Annotated in this window: 18 protein-coding genes; 1 reads left to right on the forward strand and 17 read right to left on the reverse strand. The window is 42.7% G+C overall.

Translation table 11 applies throughout. From position 1 onward, the window contains the following. Window positions 1-21: 21 nt before the first annotated feature. The 8 genes from A9970_RS20795 to A9970_RS20830 all read right to left on the reverse strand — a co-directional run bounded on the left by A9970_RS20795 (window position 22) and on the right by A9970_RS20830 (window position 6,446). Window positions 22-1,269 carry a relaxase/mobilization nuclease domain-containing protein gene (locus A9970_RS20795; RefSeq protein ID WP_182983542.1) on the reverse strand — a complete coding sequence of 416 codons (1,248 nt, stop codon included), beginning with the start codon at window positions 1,267-1,269 and terminating at the stop codon, window positions 22-24. Further along, the gene (locus A9970_RS20800; RefSeq protein WP_182983543.1) at window positions 1,266-1,676 is read right to left on the reverse strand and encodes a hypothetical protein; all 411 of its coding nucleotides are present in this window, start codon (window positions 1,674-1,676) and stop codon (window positions 1,266-1,268) included. Before A9970_RS20800 ends, A9970_RS20795 begins: the two co-directional genes overlap by 4 nt. Then, a complete protein-coding gene (locus A9970_RS20805; RefSeq protein WP_182983544.1) occupies window positions 1,673-2,722 on the reverse strand; it encodes a DNA cytosine methyltransferase in 1,050 nt (349 codons plus the stop codon). The genes A9970_RS20800 and A9970_RS20805 overlap by 4 nt, the downstream gene beginning before the upstream one ends. A 628-nt stretch (window positions 2,723-3,350) precedes the next feature. Further along, a complete protein-coding gene (locus A9970_RS20810; RefSeq protein WP_182983545.1) occupies window positions 3,351-4,304 on the reverse strand; it encodes a toprim domain-containing protein in 954 nt (317 codons plus the stop codon). A 17-nt stretch (window positions 4,305-4,321) separates the two neighbouring features. Then, window positions 4,322-5,155 carry a hypothetical protein gene (locus A9970_RS20815; RefSeq protein ID WP_182983546.1) on the reverse strand — a complete coding sequence of 278 codons (834 nt, stop codon included), beginning with the start codon at window positions 5,153-5,155 and terminating at the stop codon, window positions 4,322-4,324. Window positions 5,156-5,185: 30 nt separating this feature from the next. Continuing rightward, a complete protein-coding gene (locus tag A9970_RS20820) occupies window positions 5,186-5,461 on the reverse strand; it encodes a hypothetical protein (RefSeq protein WP_003005553.1) in 276 nt (91 codons plus the stop codon). A 294-nt stretch (window positions 5,462-5,755) separates the two neighbouring features. Next, entirely contained in the window at window positions 5,756-6,031 is a 276-nt protein-coding gene (locus tag A9970_RS20825) for a hypothetical protein (protein ID WP_182983547.1), read from the reverse strand. Between the two features lie 160 nt (window positions 6,032-6,191). Continuing rightward, the gene (locus A9970_RS20830; protein WP_182983548.1) at window positions 6,192-6,446 is read right to left on the reverse strand and encodes a helix-turn-helix domain-containing protein; all 255 of its coding nucleotides are present in this window, start codon (window positions 6,444-6,446) and stop codon (window positions 6,192-6,194) included. Between the two features lie 110 nt (window positions 6,447-6,556). On the opposite strand from A9970_RS20830, the gene A9970_RS20835 reads away from it, so the two are divergent. Continuing rightward, window positions 6,557-6,775, forward strand: coding sequence for a hypothetical protein (locus A9970_RS20835; RefSeq protein ID WP_182983549.1), 219 nt, complete (start codon window positions 6,557-6,559; stop codon window positions 6,773-6,775). Here the strand turns inward: A9970_RS20835 and A9970_RS20840 are convergent. From A9970_RS20840 to A9970_RS20875, 9 genes are all read right to left on the reverse strand, one after another. Continuing rightward, the gene (locus tag A9970_RS20840; protein ID WP_182983550.1) at window positions 6,770-7,945 is read right to left on the reverse strand and encodes a hypothetical protein; all 1,176 of its coding nucleotides are present in this window, start codon (window positions 7,943-7,945) and stop codon (window positions 6,770-6,772) included. The two genes, A9970_RS20835 and A9970_RS20840, sit on opposite strands and share 6 nt — an antisense overlap. A gap of 134 nt (window positions 7,946-8,079) precedes the next feature. Continuing rightward, window positions 8,080-8,988 carry a hypothetical protein gene (locus A9970_RS20845; RefSeq protein WP_182983551.1) on the reverse strand — a complete coding sequence of 303 codons (909 nt, stop codon included), beginning with the start codon at window positions 8,986-8,988 and terminating at the stop codon, window positions 8,080-8,082. Window positions 8,989-9,102: 114 nt separating this feature from the next. Continuing rightward, window positions 9,103-10,380: an MFS transporter gene (locus A9970_RS20850; RefSeq protein ID WP_182983552.1), complete on the reverse strand. Its 1,278-nt coding sequence runs from the start codon at window positions 10,378-10,380 to the stop codon at window positions 9,103-9,105. A 21-nt stretch (window positions 10,381-10,401) separates the two neighbouring features. Continuing rightward, on the reverse strand, window positions 10,402-10,725 hold the full coding sequence (locus tag A9970_RS28560) for a DUF6122 family protein (RefSeq protein ID WP_220801670.1): 324 nt from the start codon (window positions 10,723-10,725) through the stop codon (window positions 10,402-10,404). Between the two features lie 87 nt (window positions 10,726-10,812). After that, entirely contained in the window at window positions 10,813-11,523 is a 711-nt protein-coding gene (locus A9970_RS20855) for a transglutaminase family protein (protein ID WP_182983553.1), read from the reverse strand. A gap of 124 nt (window positions 11,524-11,647) precedes the next feature. Then, complete coding sequence (locus A9970_RS20860; protein ID WP_182983554.1) at window positions 11,648-11,857, reverse strand: hypothetical protein; 210 nt, start codon at window positions 11,855-11,857, stop codon at window positions 11,648-11,650. 22 nt (window positions 11,858-11,879) lie between these two features. Further along, the gene (locus A9970_RS20865) at window positions 11,880-13,076 is read right to left on the reverse strand and encodes an efflux RND transporter periplasmic adaptor subunit (RefSeq protein WP_182983555.1); all 1,197 of its coding nucleotides are present in this window, start codon (window positions 13,074-13,076) and stop codon (window positions 11,880-11,882) included. A 17-nt stretch (window positions 13,077-13,093) separates the two neighbouring features. After that, window positions 13,094-17,479: a CusA/CzcA family heavy metal efflux RND transporter gene (locus tag A9970_RS20870; protein ID WP_182983556.1), complete on the reverse strand. Its 4,386-nt coding sequence runs from the start codon at window positions 17,477-17,479 to the stop codon at window positions 13,094-13,096. 19 nt (window positions 17,480-17,498) lie between these two features. Next, window positions 17,499-18,107 carry a hypothetical protein gene (locus A9970_RS20875; RefSeq protein ID WP_182983557.1) on the reverse strand — a complete coding sequence of 203 codons (609 nt, stop codon included), beginning with the start codon at window positions 18,105-18,107 and terminating at the stop codon, window positions 17,499-17,501. Between the last annotated feature and the right edge of the window lie 3 nt (window positions 18,108-18,110).

Here is an 18,110-nt window from a genome sequence, read left to right on the forward strand (position 1 = left end):
GATGTTGTTGATAAAGGAGTGTCAACGGGTATTCGTCCGGGCTTTGCGCTTACGTCTACGGTTGCGCCCGTGGATCGCCTCGTCGTCGATGTCGTCGGAAATATCGATTTGGATATTCGTTATCCATTGGGCGGTCGTTTCATGTATATAGTCCGTAACCTTGGCGGTCTCTTGGGATACCGATTTCCGTTCTTTTTCGGTTGGTTCTGTTAAGTCGTCTTTGGCTGATTGCACATAACCGTTTTCGGTGATTATTTCTTCGGGCTGGGATACCCATCCTTTTACAGTAGGTTTCTTTATATCCGCTTTAGGCGATATTTCGTGTCTGTCTTCCGATGGTGTGATAAATTCCGTCAATGGCATGAGGTCTTTTCCTTTGTAGACCATTTTTCTCGAATGGTCAATGATCGTGTAGCCGTATGGCGGTTTCCCGTCCTTACCGTGGAATATGATCTGTACCCCAAATTTGTCCGATAGCATTTGCGCCATTGCTGACGTATAGCCGGATGGCGCGGACGGCCTATTGCCGGGAAGTGGGGCCGGAACATGGACGACCGCCGGATCGTACTGGTTACGGTACTTGGCAAAGACAGCTCGGAGCTGTGCCAACCGATTAATGTCTTTGCTGAAAGTACCGATTTTGGTGTTCACTTGTTCCAAAGAAACCGTGCCTTGTCTTTTGCCGTAACGGCTGATCTGATATTTCCCATCTGACAGTTTGAGGGAATAACCCTGCGCTTCAAGCACCATCATGAATTGCGCCCGTGTGGAGAAACTATAATCCAGAACCTTTTCGATGTCCTTATTGGCCTGTTGCTTTTCGTCCACGCCAACGACACGGTTTAACACTTCGTAGGCACGGATTTTCTCAAAACTGTCGTTTATCTTTTTGCCGTCTCGGCCTACCCGTGTGGAGACAATATGAATGTGGTTGTTTGCCGTATCCTTATGGAATACCAAGAGATAGGGTTGTTCACCGTAGCCCATACCGCTCAACCATTGCTCTGCGATGGTGGTTAGTTCTTCCTTACTATGGGAACGTCCTTTGCAGGAAATGACCGCGTGGAGCTGTGGGTATTTCGTGCGGCTACTGGCTGCGGATTGGGCTTCCAGATAATTGACGTAATCTTTTGGACGGAGATTTTGCAGGGCTTGCAAAGCACCGAAATTTGCCACTTTCATCAGTTCGCCCTTATCCTTGTCCACTTTGTTCGTATTGTAGCGCACCCCTTTGAACGTAGCGGACGGGTCGAGTATCTTGACGATCATGTCTGCCCCCTTATATGCCTGATGAGCTGCCGAATGGACTGTTCCAACCTCCGTTGCAATCTGATATATTCTGTTAGCAATGGCGCAAGGTCACGGATCAGCGCGGAGTGTAACATTCCCTGTTGTTGCAGGGTATTGGCGTGTTTTGCCAATTGGTTGATGTTGTTGCCGGATCGGCCGATCTCTGTACCGATACTGTCCAGTAGTTTCATGATTTCGGCAGTATTGACCAGCATCTTTGTGGAATGTTGGAGTACCCGGATACGCACGATGTCCGCACGGCTTAGACCAAGTGCTTTTTCAAGATCAAGAAACTGCGTGCGTTCTGCTTCGCTCAACCGAAGTTCAAAACGTCGGGATCGTTGTTCATGGGATGCGGGCTTCCTCTTTTTTATGCTGTTCTTCATGGTACTTTTTGGTTGAGGGTGACGGACTGTATCGCCCTGAATATTTCAAGGGCGACCTGCGGAACGATGGCATTTCCGTAGGCTTTTATGCTTTCGGCACACCATGTCGGAAAGGTAACTCTGTCCAGTCTTTCGGAAAGCCCATCATCTCGGCCACAAAACGGGGATTCAGTTGGCCATCCCGTCCATAGGGGAATTTCGTACCATCGATCTGCTCCGCTGTTGGTAGTACTTTCAGCAAACGCTTCTGTATTTCTTGGGGCATCCTCTCGGCTAAGTCCTCTGCCGGGCTCCACAGGGAGATCAGGGCGTGGTACACCAGAAAATCCGTCAAGGAGACCTGACCGCCGTTGCCTCTCTCGTTCTTCCTGTCCTTTAGCCGTCGCCTGTCCTCTGCCTGTTCGATTGTCGTTTTTATGTTGCTTATCTCGGTGGCGGTCGGCGTGGGCAACAAACCAAACCCGATCCCGTTGGTGTGGAGCGCCAACGGCAGCAGCCGGAATACACAAAATGACTGGCGTGCCGTCTTCAAGTGTCGGAAGTACATATCCTGCTGCTCCGATTTCTGAAATGATGCTTCCGATAACTCGTCGTTGGAGTCGGATGATGGTGCTTGTTGCAGGTTGTTCACCGTCCTGACAAAAAAGCTCAATCGCTTTGATCTCCATTTCAGATAGACTATCGGGTTCGAGAATGGTGAACAGACCAGTAACGTTTTCAAGAACGATCCACTCCGGTCGTGCTTCCTTAATAATTCGGATAGTCTCCGGGAAGAGGTAACGGTTATCTTTCGCCCCCTTTCTCCGTCCGGCCTGACTGAATGGCTGGCAGGGAAACCCTCCGGTGATGATGTCGATGTGCCCTCGATAGTGAGTTGCCCTAAAATCGTAGATGTCTTCATAGTGTGTTGTATTTGGCCAATAGTGTTTGAGAACAGTTCGGCAGAAAGGGTCTTTCTCGCAAGAGAAAACGTTCTGCCAACCCATCCATGAAGCGACGATGTCAAAACCGCCGATGCCTGAAAAAAGGCTAACGTGTCTTAGCATGGTAATAGTTTTAAAGGTTTATGGATGTTTCGCCGTTGTCGGCGGATGTGGTGCGCTTGGAAGGAGAAAAAGGGAGTTGCGACCTTATTCCTACCCTGGTGCAGCCCTGCTCCATCGGAGTTGGTCTGTTCCGGGGCAAGTTGGTTTTTGTGGGTACGGCATCGAGGTACGAGAGCCGTACGTACAAAAACACAACTTGCACAATACGAAACAAAAAAGAGGGGTTATACCGCAACGGGCAAAAAAGTGGATTGGGGCGTGTTTTTAGCACATAGGTTTGGGGATAGCAATTGATGATCTATATATCTGATCGGCTGTATGGCTATAAATACAGCTATCTATACGGATAGCTGTATGTCGGTATAAGTATCTATGTGAATAACTGTATATGTGCCTATACGGATAAACCGATACGTACCTATACATATATCCGTATCGCTACCTGTTTGGATATACATATATCGGGATATATGAATATCTGTATAGGTTGCTATCGAAATATCGGTATATAGGTCTATCCGTATAACTGTATATTCGGATAGTTACATAGATAGCTGTCGGTATATCCATTTATGTGTATATGTGGTTATCAATATATCGGAATAACCGTTTTCAGCCCATCCGAAATTCACCGTCCGGGGCCTGCCCGTTGGTGATGGATTTCATGCTCATTTATGGCATCCCTTAACATATCGTTGTAATCCTTGTACCCTTGATATACACCGGATCGGTCTTTAGCTTGTGGTACGGCTTCGATCAACCTTTGGGTACAGTTACGGCCGGGATCATCATTGTCGAAATACACGTCCACGATGGGTATGCCCTTGATCCGTTCAATGGCATTCTTTAATTGAACAATCGAATTTAGGACAATGGCGGTGGGTGCAGGATCTGGGCGGTTTACTTTGAGCCAACTTAGGTAGTCCATATATCCCTCAAATAGAACGGCATGGCTTGGATTGCCGGGTATAACAGAAATTCCCTTTTTACCGATGCTGCTCTTGAATCCTTTGGCATTGCTAAATTCCCAGTTCCCTAAATCGTTCTTCCAACCAATAGCGTAGAAAATGCTTTTATTTTCGTTGTCAAGACGATTTCTGTAATAGATTTCATGCAGGTGTCCATTTGCAACGTCCAATATCCCACGTGCTTCAAGGTATTTGGTCAAGACAAAGTTTCTGCCGATGGGTTGCGTTCGGACAAGTTCAAAGGTGTATCCTTTTTGTTCCTGTTCCGTAGTGGATCGGACGGGTTTATAGGCTGGTATCATGGAGACTTGCATATCGCAGGTTTCCTTTATCTTGCCAAGTACCTCGACAAAGGAAAGCTGTGGCCAATAGGCAAGGCCGAGCTGGACGATACTACCGCCCTGTATGCCTGTCGAGTTCGGCCCACCTCGGTCGATCCATTTTCCTCCCTCGTCCCACACCGTGAGGGATGGCGTATCTTGCTTGGTCTCCCTTAACATACTGTGGTAGAAAAGTTCCTTGCCGGATTTTCGTGCCGGATGGTGACCGAGCCGAGCCAAAAAATCCGAAATTGGGATTTCTCGGAGATCGTCCACGTTTACATATTTTGACATAAGCAGGGATTGGATAATTAAATGGGTATAACTTCGATATGTGGTAGTTTTTCAATGAATGCTTCCGTCGCCGATTGGTAGCCGTTCCTCGTTTCATCGATATAGAGCAGTACCTTTTCAAAATGGCTGGCACGTTTCAGCGCTGCGGACAAAAAATCGGGATGGTTTAATATCAGTACCGATGCGTAGTGCAGATGCTTGTCATTCCGTCTTTTCAGATAGTCCACATATTCGGAGAATATGGCAAGCACGGACCCGCTTACCGAAATAAAGGTCATTCCCTTTGTACCGATACAGCCCGTATAATTTTGGGCGCGCACTTCCCAACCTCCATTTTCATTCATCCAACCTGCGGCACAAAAGTCCTTGCGCTTACCCTTTTGGTCAGTGACATAATAATAGACTTCCCGGATGTTCAGATCGGCGAGTTCCCAAAGGCCGCTTTCCATCAGAAAATCGGTAACCTCATTGTTGTATCCCAATGGGCGGGTATGGGCGACATGGTAATCGGGTATCTTGGTTGCTTTCCGTTTGCGCAGGGGTCTATCTTTTTTAGCTGATTGGGTTTGTATGTCACTAAGTTTTTCTTCGATCCGTTCGGGGGAAAGATTGGGCCAATAGGTACGGGCAAAATCCATAAGATTTCCACCTTTGCCAAGTGAGCTGTCAAACCAGCTTTTAAATTGTTGATTGACCGTTAGGACTACTTTGTTATTGGTTCGCTTTCCGAATACGCTGGCGTATTGAAATTCATCGCCATTGATCGATATGGGTTCATGCCCCAATCCTTTGAGCAGGGAAACGAGGGTCAACGGTTCGTTGGATGGTGTGTGGCTTTTGTAAGATGTCATAAGAAATGTTTTTGATGTGATGGATAGGTTTTACAGGTAGCGCATGGCTTCGCGGGATTTGCTTACGGCTTCGATCTCCATGCGGTCGATCCGCCATGCTGCGGAGTGGTCGCCGTCCTTGCGTGGGGTAATCAGTCCCAGACCGATCCAATGCTCTACATTTTTTCGTCCGTACCGTTTGAATGCTTCTGATTTTTTGAGGTATGGCCTGATATGGCCAGTTTTGGACAGGGCCAGTTTTGCGCCCATTTCGGCGGCATAAGAAAGCAATGTCTGCAATTGCAGCGGTGTCAATAGTATATTCATAGCTTCTTGGGGTTTGATGGTTTACTGATAAAGGGAATTGGGTCTTCCCATGTCGGAACCGGCAACGGGCAACGAACCCGAAATGATCCGCTCTTGCCGATTAGGGTAAGTTGTCGGAGCTACTCACGTCAGTCCGTACGGACCGGGCTATCGCCTGCCAATGCGCTTTCAGTATATTGGTATCGCCAAGTATTGGCTTACCTCACTTTCGCAAAATTTCCCGTTCCTCATGGGATAATGTTTCACTCCTCAATGTCAAAGACCGTCCATGCTCCGCTATCGCAGCGGATGCGTTTACCTGTCCGCTACGGGTAGGTAGGTGATCCGATTGCTCGAAGCCGCAACGGCTTCGAGTTCTGATCTGTCAAGAAAGATTTGGGAAGTGTCGGTGGGTTGTTGGGCAAAGATCAGCCCCTCACGGAGCCATCTATCCACATTGCTCCGACCGTACAGGCGGTAAGCATCGGCTTTGGTCAACTGATCTGGAACGGGGCGTTCATCTTTGATTGCATTTGCTGTTCCTTGTTCGGCTGCATTTTTTAGCAGCGTTGCCAATTCCATGTACCTCATACTTCCAGATGGGGTTATTCTCCCATTCAGGTACAAAGCACGAAAACGGCATAAGGCAAAAACAGTGAAGAGGGGTGAAAGAAACGTTTCACCCCCATGTCAAAATGTATGCGTGATTAAAAATAAAGTGTGTTTTTTTGAAAAATAAGAAGAGTGGATTTTAGCGGAGAGATTCCGTATCCATCAAAAAGGAGAGAGAAATATTGAGCCCTTTAGCTATGGCATATAGGGTACTTAAACCAGGGTCGGTCTGGCCTAATTCGATGTAGGAAAGTTGACGATAGTCGATACCGGAAAATTCGGCTAACTTTTCCATCGTTAGCTTTCTTTCCGACCTAAGGTCTCTGACCCGTTGGCCAAGAGCTTTAATTATATCGTCATTTCGTATGTGCTTCACATAACGAAATTGCGACATAATTACCTGCTATGTTATGAAGTATATTTCATATTTAAGATTTGGTATATTAAATTTGTGGGGATAAGAATATTTATGATTAATTTTCACCTTATAATTCAGATCAACAGATGACATCCTCTGACATATCCCTTACGGCATTGAACATAGATACCGATTTCGTTAAGCAAGCTAAAGGTATGGGCTTGGAAACGCTCGGAGACATTATGGATATGAAATTGCCCGATTTACGAAAGAAAAAAGGCTTCAACTATATCTGGTATGCTACTTTATTGGAGATACTGGAAAAGCAAGGACTTCTTGACGAGTTTGAGCGCAGGCAGTTATGAATCTCTGTGATTGGAAACGTTGTAATGCTCGTTCAGCCAATTGACCATACCGATAAGATGACCTTTCATTTTCTTTGCAGTGGAAAATTCCACATCGGTTGATTTCTTTTGTAAACTTTCGGCAGAAATAAAAGGTGTCTTTGGCGTACTGAAATGTCGGGCATAATAGGCAAAAGTCTTACCTACTTCTTCTTTGGGTAATAATCCTTTCTCCATAAACAACCTTATAAAAAGTCCAAATTGAGCCACGGGTAGATTAACCTGCATCCGGTCTGTTTGTTCACTAAGTTTACTATCTTGTATTTCCAATCGTCGTAATTCAATTCGCTGTTGGATATATTGTTTCTTCTCTGCAAGGAGTGTCCTTATTTGTTCTCTAATGGATTCATCTTCTGCCATCCATCTTGATGTACACCGTGCCGGTAGGCTGCTGATTCTGTCTTCCAATCCAATTAGTATTTCTAATTGTTCATGTAAACTTGGTGTGTCCACCATTAGGCGGTTACAGCATTTTGCGCAATAGTTGAAAAAAGCCGGGGTATTGAAATCGTACTGATACAATAGGTTTTCCACCTCAACTGTGGTAAAGGGCTGTAACTTTTTCAGTTCTTCCAAAATCAGTGATGCGTACTCCGCATCCGATCGGTTCATTCCCTTTCGTTCGATTAATAACTTTAGTTTATTTAATACCAATTCTCCCAATACGGGATCAACATCTGATCTGGAAACCAGACTGTGTAAATCACGTAATCTTATTCTTAGTTCCATACGGATACTTGGAATGGAATAGGCCGTCAAAGGCAGACCAGATAAAATATGCCTGTCGATCCTCTCGCTGGCTTCCAAAAGTGATTCCAGTATGGTGAGCGTTTGGCGGTAAAGCTGGTGTACTTCGGTAGAAAATGAATATTCATTCCACGATCCTGTCATACCAACCATATAATTATGTATAGTGTTACTAACGATTGTCAACTGCAATAGAATTGCTTTTTTTTCGGATTTAGAACTACCGACCAAACTTAAAAAATAGGGTCTAAATCGTTGTGTGCTTTCCTTTAGGTCATCAAAATAGCGAGTGAATCCTAAATGATGCTCGGCAGTCTTGATTAGTACATTTGGATGTAAGTTCTTTTCCAATACATAAAGCCAACTTATAAAATTTCCCCTCATAATTAATACTTCTTAATGCGACCATGATATTGAATAGCGTTGAAATCAAATTAATTTTGTACATACGAGAAACAAAAATCAGAAACATTAAAAAGTCAAAAAGTCCCGAAATGGTCTTATAGGACACTTTTGCTTTACAGCATCTTGTCAATATCTATTCTCTTATAAGATTTAGGCCGTTTATCGGCTTTGGATGGAGTAAATATTGTTTTGATGGTTTGAGGACTTAGTTCTTTACCATTCTTGTCTACAAATGAATTTACAAGGATAGCAACAAAGTCGTTTACATTGCCATCTATGACTGGTTTACCATTGGTATACAATTCTCTGTTCAATTGATAGAAAATATCCACCAACTGATTGATGTTACAATTTATTTTTAGTTTGCTGAATGGAAGCATATCTTTTTTTTTCTGCATTTGCGCAATGGAAAATTCGTTTGTTAGACGGTTGATGTGTTGGATTTGATCTATTTCCTTTTGACATTGATCCGAATAATCGGGTAATTTGGGATTAATAAAGTCAATACTGGCTTGTTCGTAATCAAATTTTTCTTTGGTGAGGAACATAATTTTTTCGGTATAGTCCTGCAATTCGGTCAATCTGTTTTTGGTTTCTTTAAATGAAAAGTATCGTGCTTCACATTCAGCATTTACATATTGCATTGGTAATTTAGCCGCCTTATGTCTATAGTCTGTCTGTTCTATTTCTTTCCGCTTACTTTCAATGATGGTGTAGCATTTTATCATTCTACTTCGGTTGGTAGTGCTGACAAACAGTTCCTCGTTTTCTGCTATAAGTTTTTCAAATTTATTAAGCCATTTGATGGGGTCTGCTACAAAAAAGCAATGGTGTGAAAAAAAATCGGGCAGTTTAGCATAAGGAAGTTTAATAATTTTGTTTATCAATTCCTCACAATAAGCTTTGTTACCAACAACGTTCTCCTGCAAAATATCAAACATGATATTATCCGATTGATCTTTCGGTATAGTTGTTTGTTCTGGAAATTGAACCGTTGATTTTATCTGATATTTGTTTTGCATTAGTTTATTTTTTACTATTAGCTAGTCATATCTATACCTTTCATCTTTAGGGAGATATTTGTTTTTGGGCTTCTTTTTGTACAGTAGTATTCTTATACTCTTTTTTCAACTGTATTAACTTTGTTTTTTGTTTAATCCTTTTTCTATCTCTATTTCGCTTCGAGATTTTGCTGATACCCTAAAAAGAACAAAAGCTATCATAGCTAAGATTAGGGTAAGGATACCCCCATATAAAAACTCTTTATCGGGAAATTTTGTACCGAAAAAACCAGCTATTGGATAAGCTATTGCCCACCATAAATGGGAAAATGCGAAATGCGCACCATATACCTTGCCTTGGTCTCGGGGTTCTATATTTTCACCTATCAACGTTTCAGAGGGCATATCGGCAAGTGTTTGCCCGATACCTGCCAAAACCCATAAAAATAGCAATCCGTTGTACGGAACGAAGTTGGCAAGGCTTATGGCTATGCCTATCAGAACAGCACCGCTTATCAGGGATATACTGCGTGTTTTGGTCTTATCTAAACTGCCCAACAGAAATGCCGTAATAGCTGCGCCCACCCCAAATATTGACATTATCCATCCGTAATGCTTATCATCCAATTGCAGGGATGTTTTTACCAAGCCAACGGTGTTGACCAATACCATTGCACCTGCAATAGCTGATATAAATTCAATGCTCAGTGCAAAACGCACAATCTTATTTGCAAACAGTAGCCGTATGCCTTTTAATACTTCGCTCCACGTTTTTTGGGATGCTGTATTATCGGTGCTTACACCTTTCTGCAACGATGCTTTAGGAATAGAGATAATAAAAAGTATGGCGACTAACAGGGTTGTACCGTTTACGAAGAATATCTGTTTGGCTCCTAACCATACAGCAAATATACCTGCCAATGCAGGTCCGAAAACACTCAACAACTGAAACGTAGCCATTGATAATCCGTTGGCTTCCCTATATATTTTTTTGTCCACTATCTGCGGAATAATAGCCCTGTATGTTGGCGTGAAGAATGCAGCAAATAGGTTCAATGCAAATATCAATCCGTACAATTGCCATTCGGCATTAACAAAGGGAAGCATACATACGATTGCCATTCTTGCAAACTGTGTTATTAATAGTATTTGTTTCCGCTGAAACTTTTCAGATACCACACCTGCAAAGGGCGAGAAAATGATATACGCCGTTACCCGTAGTGTAAGAGCCGATGCCAATATGGCGGCTGCATTATCGGGGCTAATTTCATACGTTAGCAACGCTAAGCCCAACCACGTAAAAGCATCACCAAACAGGCTTGCGATTTGCGCAAAATAAAGCCTTGCGAATGTCGCATTTCGCAAGGTCTTAAAAGGCCCTGTAGCTATTTTTATTGAGAATATTGTTTTCATATATTGGAATATTGTTTTTTATTACCAAAGGCAATCCTGAAAATCGGTTGCCATGTGTAGTAATAGTCCAAGTGCAATAATTCTGATTGTTTTAGTGCCGAATAGGAATGCTAAAGCATATACAGCTATTGCATAATACGAATGCAGAAAATGAAAACCAATACTGCATCTATTTGGGTCGAATATCGGTTTTGCAATCAAGTGGTCAACGTCAACAATCATTGTCAGTAGTAGAATTATCCAAACGGTTTTCCATTCCCTTTTGTAAAACACAAAGGCGACCAACCCCGGAAAGAGGAAGTGTAATGAATAGTGGACGATACTTTTTATAATAAATATTGACATTGGATATTCGAATTAAAACAGGCAGTAGCTAATGTTTTTACATTTTACTACCTTCTATCAGATTTAAAGGTTTAGGTTCTTTGAACATTATCGTTTTCTTATCTTATCAATCTGTTTGTTTAGTAAGTGTCGTACAAGGTTTTTGAAAAAAAAAATCTTAATGGTATTACTCTGTTTTGGATACCGAAAATAGAATTTATCAGGAGATTCGAATACGCCCAAGTCTTCCAATATGTATTCTTGTTTGATAATGGATTTCTTCAATAACGGGTTGACTTTTAGATTTTCGAAATCTATATCCTCTTGGCTCGCCTTTAAACCCAAGAACAGGTTTTCGCATTCTGGTTCATTATATACTTTAGTTAGTCCGTCCAAATAATCCTTGTCTAACATTATCCCCTCTAAAATGTACCAATCACTTTCAACATATATTTCCACCAAGCTATGTCTGAATTTGTTTGGCAGAACTTTATACCAGATGTCTTTCGGCACACTCGCTATTAGCGATTTGCTGACAATAAATCCATGTACACGAGTTGGTACGCCGACTGCCCTTAAAAATGACATCAATAGAATTGATTTTGTATTGTTGTCTCCATACCCGTTCAAAATCACTTGGGAGGAACTTGATGTTGAATGGCTTTCATAAGCAAACTTTATTTCATCCCTTACATAGTTATATATTGCTTTAATTCTAAAAATTGTATCAAAATCTTTCCAATACCTTTGGTTAACAATACGCTGTATCGATGGGTGATTGTAATCAAGAATTTGTGTTTCTTTCAAATATTTTTTCATTGATTATATTAAATTAAATTCTACGATAGCAGTTTCCCGAAAAGGGAAAGCCTTTATCAACATGACAGGAAGCCAAAGAATTGCCGGGAAAAAATATTTGTAAATAGTTCATATTGTTGTGCTATTAAGGGACATGTTCTTTCGATACCCCCATGTTTGACAACACCGTCGATAGCATGAGCAATACGATAAACACGAGTACTCCAAAAGCAATCAGCAAACACTTTGTCATCGTTGATAAGCGTTTATTATTTGTACCTCCTTTCATTTTTGGAGGAGGTACAAATTTCTTTCTCTTTCTTGTTTTCCTGCTTCTATTTCTTCCTGATTTCATACAGTAGAGATAATGAATGGTCTTATTCTTCCTCTTCGGCGTTTCTAATTGCTGAAAGAATGGTATAAGCATTCTTGGTAACGACCGTAAGCTCATCTTCATTAACCGTTGATGGCAATTCAATAGCTGTGTAGCCTGCCTGCTCAACACCTTTTGAAACCGGAATTAATTGGAACGTATAGCTTTCTTTTGCCTGATTTGTCTGAACAATAATATAGTCCATTCCCTCTAACTGAACGAGGGCATTAGTTGGGACAGCATTCTGTTGTTCCGCTCCGGTTTCAAGTAGTGCTTTCACATACATACCCGGAAGCAAACCGGTTTCTTGGGAAAAACGACAAAGTACGGGTATCATTTTGTTATTGTCCGCAGCCTGTCCGACCAGAAATACTTTGGCTGTCCTGTCGTACCTGTTTTCATTGGATAATGAGAACTTAACCGATTGTCCCGGACGGATTTTGCCTAAATCTTTCTCAAAGGCATTCAATGCAAGATGCAGGTTATTTGTCCCCATGATTTCGAAAAGCACATCGGTGGCTGCCACGTATTTCCCGATATTAACATTGCTGGCTTTTATGTATCCACCTATAGGGGCATAGATATTTGCTGTTCTGGAAATGCTTCCGCTTTTCTTCAAAGCCGAGCTGCTAATCCCTATCAATGCCATCTGCTGCTCCAAACCTGAAATTTGGGCTTTCATCACTTTCAGGTCAGCACTGACCTGCTGAAAAGTTTTGGTAGCGTTGATATCTTCATCTCTTAACTCTTGCTGTCTTTTATATTCTTCTTCCAAATATTCAAGTCGACCGAGGCTCTCCAGATATTGTTGTTGGATAACAATAAATTCAGGGTTTTCCAATGTAGCTAATAGCTGTCCTTTTTTCACCTGTTGCCCCGGTAACAGTCCGGCTGTCTTGATGTATCCGCCCAAAGGTGCGGATACGGAGGCTTCGCTTTCTGGCTCGGCATCGATGACCCCCGTCATTTTTATAATGCTGCTTAGGTTACGGCTTTCTATTTTGCCTGTCTGAATATCAGATAGCTTATATTGGTCGTCCGTAAACGTCATGGTTTTGGTACCATTTGCCGCAGTGTCGGTCGTAGCCTGTTCAGGGACTTCTTGACTTTCCGTATCACCGTCTTTTTTGTCTTTACAAGAAGATACTGCCATCATCGCAACGAGCAGTAACGGTAAATATTTAATTGATAATTTTGTCATTTCTTTAAAATTTTTAATTACTTGTTGCCTAAAATCGCTTCTATTGAAATCACTACCCGGTTATAGTTGTACAGGTTATCCAGATATTCCGAATGGATATTGCTCGATAGGGTGAGGTTCTGTAAATGCTGGGTATAAGATATATCACCGCTCCTGAAACTTTTATCCGAGTTATTTATAATCAGATTAGCCTGTGGCAATGCCTCTTGCTGATAATAGCTAAGCGATTTCTGGAATTTGGTATATTCCTGTACAAGTTCTTTCAGTCTGCCGTTTAGGTTCGTGGTCGCAAGTTCAACCTCTGCCTGTGATTTCTGCTCGTTGATTTTCGACGCATTTATTCTCGACCGATAACCGCCCGGAAATAAAGGGATAGCTACTCCAATCTGAAAAAAGTTGAACCTGTCTTTGCCCGTGTAGGTACGGTCAACGCCATTTATGGTTTGTAACCCTTTGTAGGTTTGGCTGTTAAATCCAAGAATGATGTCGGGCAACATTTTGCTTCTCTCTAAAGAGGTAGTCTGTCGGTTTACTGCTATTTCCTGTCGCAGATAGCTTAGCAATGGATTATCCGTAGATGACACAACTTGTTGAGACAATAAAAGCTCTCTCTCCACCAATGATGTGTTCTTAATAGTAATATCATCCGATGTATTCAAAAGTGTCTGAAGAAGTTGTTTGGCGATTCTTATATCGGCATTACTCTTTTCAAGTTCATTTTGTATCTGCTTTGACTGCACCGATGAAGTGATGTTTTCCAAACTGGTCGCTTCTCCGGTTCTATATCTTATATTGCTTGCCTTGCTTAGTTTTACATAAATACTGTCAAGCCCCACCCAAAGTGCTTTTCGTTCCAACGCATACTGGTACTGAACGTAAGCCAGTTTTACACTACGTACAAGGTCATTTTTTGTCACGGCTTTATAGGCTTCGCTACTCTTTATTTTCTCCTGTGCCAGTCTCGACTGGTTGCCGTACACGGTCGGGAAATCTATCCGTTGTCCGACGACGAGCAGGTTATCCGTTATGGTAGGATTACTGACTACGCCCTGCGTATAAGAAAATTCCGTCTTGGGCATGGTAATGCTTCCTTTTTTGAGCGTCTGCTGCAAGCTGATGTCATAATCGGCAATTTTTACCTGTGCATTGCTCTTCAAGGCTTCATCAATAGATTGCTGCAAGGTAAGTGTCCTCGTAGATTGACCGCCAATATTTTGAGCATTGCCCAATGATGGTAATAGGAAAAAGCCTAAAATCAGGATAGCGGCAGGTAAACTTTTAACTTTTTTTGATGGTCGGGTAAAATAGATATAGAGTACAGGCAGTACGACCAAAGTCAAAACCGTTGCCGTAACCAATCCACCGATTACCACCGTTGCCAAAGGACGTTGTACTTCGGCCCCGGATGAGGATGATAACGCCATTGGCAGAAAGCCTAACGAAGCTACGCTTGCTGTCATCAACACGGGTCTTAGTCTTACCCGTGTACCAATACGCACCCGTTCGTAAATATCCGATACACCCTCTTTCTCCAATCGGTTGAACTCTGCAATCAATACAATCCCATTCAATACGGCAACGCCAAAAAGTGCGATAAACCCAACTCCGGCAGATATACTGAATGGCATATCCCTTATCAGTAAAGCGAACACTCCACCGATAGCCGACAGTGGGATGGCACTGAATATCAGTAGTCCCTGTTTTAATGAATGGAACGTAAAATATAAAAGCACCAAAATCAGCAATAGGGCTACAGGTAACGCTACTGCGAGCCGGGCATTGGCTTCTTCAAGGTTTTTGAATTGACCGCCATAGGTAACATAATAACCCGCAGGCATTTTTACTTTAGCGGCGATAATATCCTGAATGTCATTTACGATACTCTTAACATCCCGATTACGGACATTGAAGCCTACCGTAATCCGTCTTTTTGCGTTATCTCGCTGTATCTGAACAGGACCCGGCTTATAGCTGATTTCTGCAACCTCGCTCAACGGAATTTGTTGCCCCTCCGGTGTACTTACAAACAGGTTCTGTACATCGGTAATATCTACACGGGAAGCACTGTCAAGCCTGACCACCAAATCAAATCGGCGTTCGCCCTCATAAACCAGACCTGCAACCTCGCCTGCAAACCCTGCTGAAATGGCACTGTTTACATCTTCTATATTCATGCCGTATTGACCAATTTTGTCACGGTTAAATTGAATATTGATTTGTGGCAAACCTGTTATTTCTTCCACATACAGGTCTTCAACGCCATCAATGGATTTGATTTTCCTGCCAACATCCGAAGCCAAATCGGAAAGTATATCTAAGTCCTCCCCATAAATTTTTAATACCACATCCTGCTTTGCTCCGGTAAGAAGCTCGTTGAAACGCATCTGGATAGGCTGTTGGAAGCTGAATGTTGCATTTGGAATAACAGAGAGGGATTGTTGCATCTTTTCAATAAGTTCTTCCCTTGTTTCTGCACTTGTCCATTCTTTCTTAGGTTTCAAAACCACCATCATGTCACCCGCTTCAATAGGCATCGGGTCAGTAGGTATTTCACCCGAACCGATTTTGTTAACCACCTGTTTTACTTCGGGATAATTCTTCAATAAAATAGTTTGTGCTTTTTGGGAAACGTCTATCATTTGGTTTATGGAACTTCCGACGGGAACCCTTGTTTCCACGGCAAAATCGCCCTCGTCTAATTGCGGGATAAATTCAGCTCCCATTTTATTGAATGTAATAAGCGTGATGATGAATAATACTGCCGCAACCGATACCACTAAAAGTTTTCGTTTCATCGCACCGTTGATAATAGGGGAATACACTCTTTGTATAGCGTTCATCATCCTATCAGAAAAATTTTCCTTATGCGATGTCTTCTTGCTCAATACCAAAGCCGACATCATCGGTACGTAGGTAAAAGAAAGAATAAATGCTCCTAAAATGGCAAAGGATACCGTCTGCGCCATAGGCGTGAACATCTTGCCCTCAACACCAACCAAAGCCAACAGTGGGAGGTAAACGATGAGGATAATGATTTCGCCAAAAGCGGCGGCTGTTCGGATTTTGCGTGAGCTTTCATACACTTCCTCATCCATTTGGTCTTGTGTAAGTTTTTCCACCCCGCCATATCGGGCTCTGCTTCCCGTTATACGGTGCATGACTGCCTCCACTATAATGACCGTTCCATCGACAATAATTCCGAAGTCAATCGCGCCAAGGCTCATCAGGTTACCGGAAACGCCAAAAAGGTTCATCATGCAAATAGCGAACAGCATTGCCAAAGGGATGACCGATGCTACGACAAGCCCACCTCGAAGATTGCCAAGAAATACAATCAGCACAAAGATTACAATCAAAGCTCCCTCGATAAGATTGGTAGAAACCGTTGAAATAGCCCCGTCTACTAATTTTTTACGGTCAAGGAATGGTTCGATTTCAACACCCTCTGGAAGACCTTTCTGTATTTCCTCGATTTTATCCTTTACATTGGAAATAACTTCCGATGAATTGGCTCCTTTCAGCATCATAACGATACCCGTAACCGTTTCACCCTGTCCGTTTCTGGTGGCCGCACCGTAGCGTGGGCCATTGCCAAAACCCACCTCGGCGACATCACGGATATACACGGGTGTACCGCTCTCTTTTTTGACAACGATGCTTTTAATTTCGTCAATGTTCTTTACCAAACCCTCACTCCGAATAAAATAGGCATTCGGACCTTTGTCAATATAAGCTCCCCCTGTATTCTGGTTATTTTTTTCCAGTGCAGTGAATATATCGGATATGGTTATACTTTGACTTGCCAGCTTATCGGGGTCAAAGGTTATCTGATATTGTTTTACGAAACCACCGAAACCGCTCACTTCGGCAACCCCGGGTGTTCCCAATAACTGCCTTTTGATAATCCAGTCCTGAATGGTTCTCAATTCCGTTGCATCGTACTTATCTTCATAGCCTTTCTTGGGGTGGACTACATATTGGAATATTTCGCCCAAACCTGTTGTAACAGGTGCCATTTCAGGTGTCCCAACCCCCTCTGGAATATTCTTTGAGGCTATGGTCAGACGTTCCTGCACCTGTTGTCTGCCCCAATAGATGTCCACCTTTTCTTCAAATACGATGGTGACAATGGATAGTCCGAAACGTGAAAAGGAACGCATATCCTTAATCCCCGGAATACTGACCATCGTTTGCTCCACGGGAAAGGTTACCAGTTGTTCTACTTCCTGTGCCGCCAACGTAGGCGACACCGTGATGACCATGACCTGATTGTCTGTGATATCAGGTGTGGCATCTATCGGAAGTTTGGTAAGGGAATATGTACCCCAGCATATCAATGCCAGGGTAAATAGTCCTACTACCAACTTATTCTTAATTGAAAAATGAATGATTTTATTTAACATGTCATAATGTTGTTAGAATTTATTGTTTAAGGAGATACTGTCCTTTCATTCTGATTTTGACAGTTATGTCCTCATTTGAATTGTTTTTGAAATACCATCCCTGTGGACCCTCGAACGGTGCAAGCAATGACCCCACCATATTGTTTGAATAGGCAATGGTATAGCTTTCGAAGTAGTTGCTGTTATTCTTGACTTCACCGTGAAAATCAAAGTACAGTTCTCCTTTGTCCGTAATCCACTCATAGCGAAGATTTCCGTGTTTCAGCATGTCCACCTTATATTCCAGTCCTTTTCCTGCTGGTATGACCACATTAACTTCGTCTGTGCGTTCTGCAAGTTGCGTAGCAGGAGCAGGATTGCCTGCGGCAGCAGGTTTGGGTACCTCTGCGCCTGAACCGACGTTTTCAAGTTGCAATATTTTATGTGGCCCCGAAGCCAACATCTCCGTGTTTGCCTCTCCAACATACAACTTGCTAAATCCTGTTGCTTTGCCTATACCCAAAGGGTCTATACCATATTCTGCCGGAAGTACGGCACCGACCAAGAGTATCGTTCCTACGACCAAAGCAATTAGTATCTGCTTGACTATGGATTTTTTGTCTAATATTTGATGCGTTATTTCTGCCATTTT

Origin of the sequence: Sphingobacterium sp. UME9, assembly GCF_014170215.1 — a bacterium.
Classification (GTDB): Bacteria; Bacteroidota; Bacteroidia; order Sphingobacteriales; family Sphingobacteriaceae; genus Sphingobacterium; species Sphingobacterium paramultivorum.

Bases quoted from the DNA above. Each gene is read 5' to 3' on its own strand.
- A9970_RS28560 (WP_220801670.1), bottom strand. From the start codon at position 10,725: ATGTCAATATTTATTATAAAAAGTATCGTCCACTATTCATTACACTTC.
- A9970_RS20845 (WP_182983551.1), bottom strand. From the start codon at position 8,988: ATGCAAAACAAATATCAGATAAAATCAACGGTTCAATTTCCAGAACAA.
- A9970_RS20835 (WP_182983549.1), top strand. From the start codon at position 6,557: ATGACATCCTCTGACATATCCCTTACGGCATTGAACATAGATACCGAT.
- A9970_RS20875 (WP_182983557.1), bottom strand. From the start codon at position 18,107: ATGGCAGAAATAACGCATCAAATATTAGACAAAAAATCCATAGTCAAG.
- A9970_RS20830 (WP_182983548.1), bottom strand. From the start codon at position 6,446: ATGTCGCAATTTCGTTATGTGAAGCACATACGAAATGACGATATAATT.
- A9970_RS20815 (WP_182983546.1), bottom strand. From the start codon at position 5,155: ATGACATCTTACAAAAGCCACACACCATCCAACGAACCGTTGACCCTC.
- A9970_RS20805 (WP_182983544.1), bottom strand. From the start codon at position 2,722: ATGCTAAGACACGTTAGCCTTTTTTCAGGCATCGGCGGTTTTGACATC.
- A9970_RS20855 (WP_182983553.1), bottom strand. From the start codon at position 11,523: ATGAAAAAATATTTGAAAGAAACACAAATTCTTGATTACAATCACCCA.
- A9970_RS20870 (WP_182983556.1), bottom strand. From the start codon at position 17,479: ATGTTAAATAAAATCATTCATTTTTCAATTAAGAATAAGTTGGTAGTA.
- A9970_RS20865 (WP_182983555.1), bottom strand. From the start codon at position 13,076: ATGACAAAATTATCAATTAAATATTTACCGTTACTGCTCGTTGCGATG.
- A9970_RS20820 (WP_003005553.1), bottom strand. From the start codon at position 5,461: ATGAATATACTATTGACACCGCTGCAATTGCAGACATTGCTTTCTTAT.
- A9970_RS20810 (WP_182983545.1), bottom strand. From the start codon at position 4,304: ATGTCAAAATATGTAAACGTGGACGATCTCCGAGAAATCCCAATTTCG.
- A9970_RS20850 (WP_182983552.1), bottom strand. From the start codon at position 10,380: ATGAAAACAATATTCTCAATAAAAATAGCTACAGGGCCTTTTAAGACC.
- A9970_RS20825 (WP_182983547.1), bottom strand. From the start codon at position 6,031: ATGAGGTACATGGAATTGGCAACGCTGCTAAAAAATGCAGCCGAACAA.
- A9970_RS20840 (WP_182983550.1), bottom strand. From the start codon at position 7,945: ATGAGGGGAAATTTTATAAGTTGGCTTTATGTATTGGAAAAGAACTTA.
- A9970_RS20800 (WP_182983543.1), bottom strand. From the start codon at position 1,676: ATGAAGAACAGCATAAAAAAGAGGAAGCCCGCATCCCATGAACAACGA.
- A9970_RS20795 (WP_182983542.1), bottom strand. From the start codon at position 1,269: ATGATCGTCAAGATACTCGACCCGTCCGCTACGTTCAAAGGGGTGCGC.
- A9970_RS20860 (WP_182983554.1), bottom strand. From the start codon at position 11,857: ATGAAATCAGGAAGAAATAGAAGCAGGAAAACAAGAAAGAGAAAGAAA.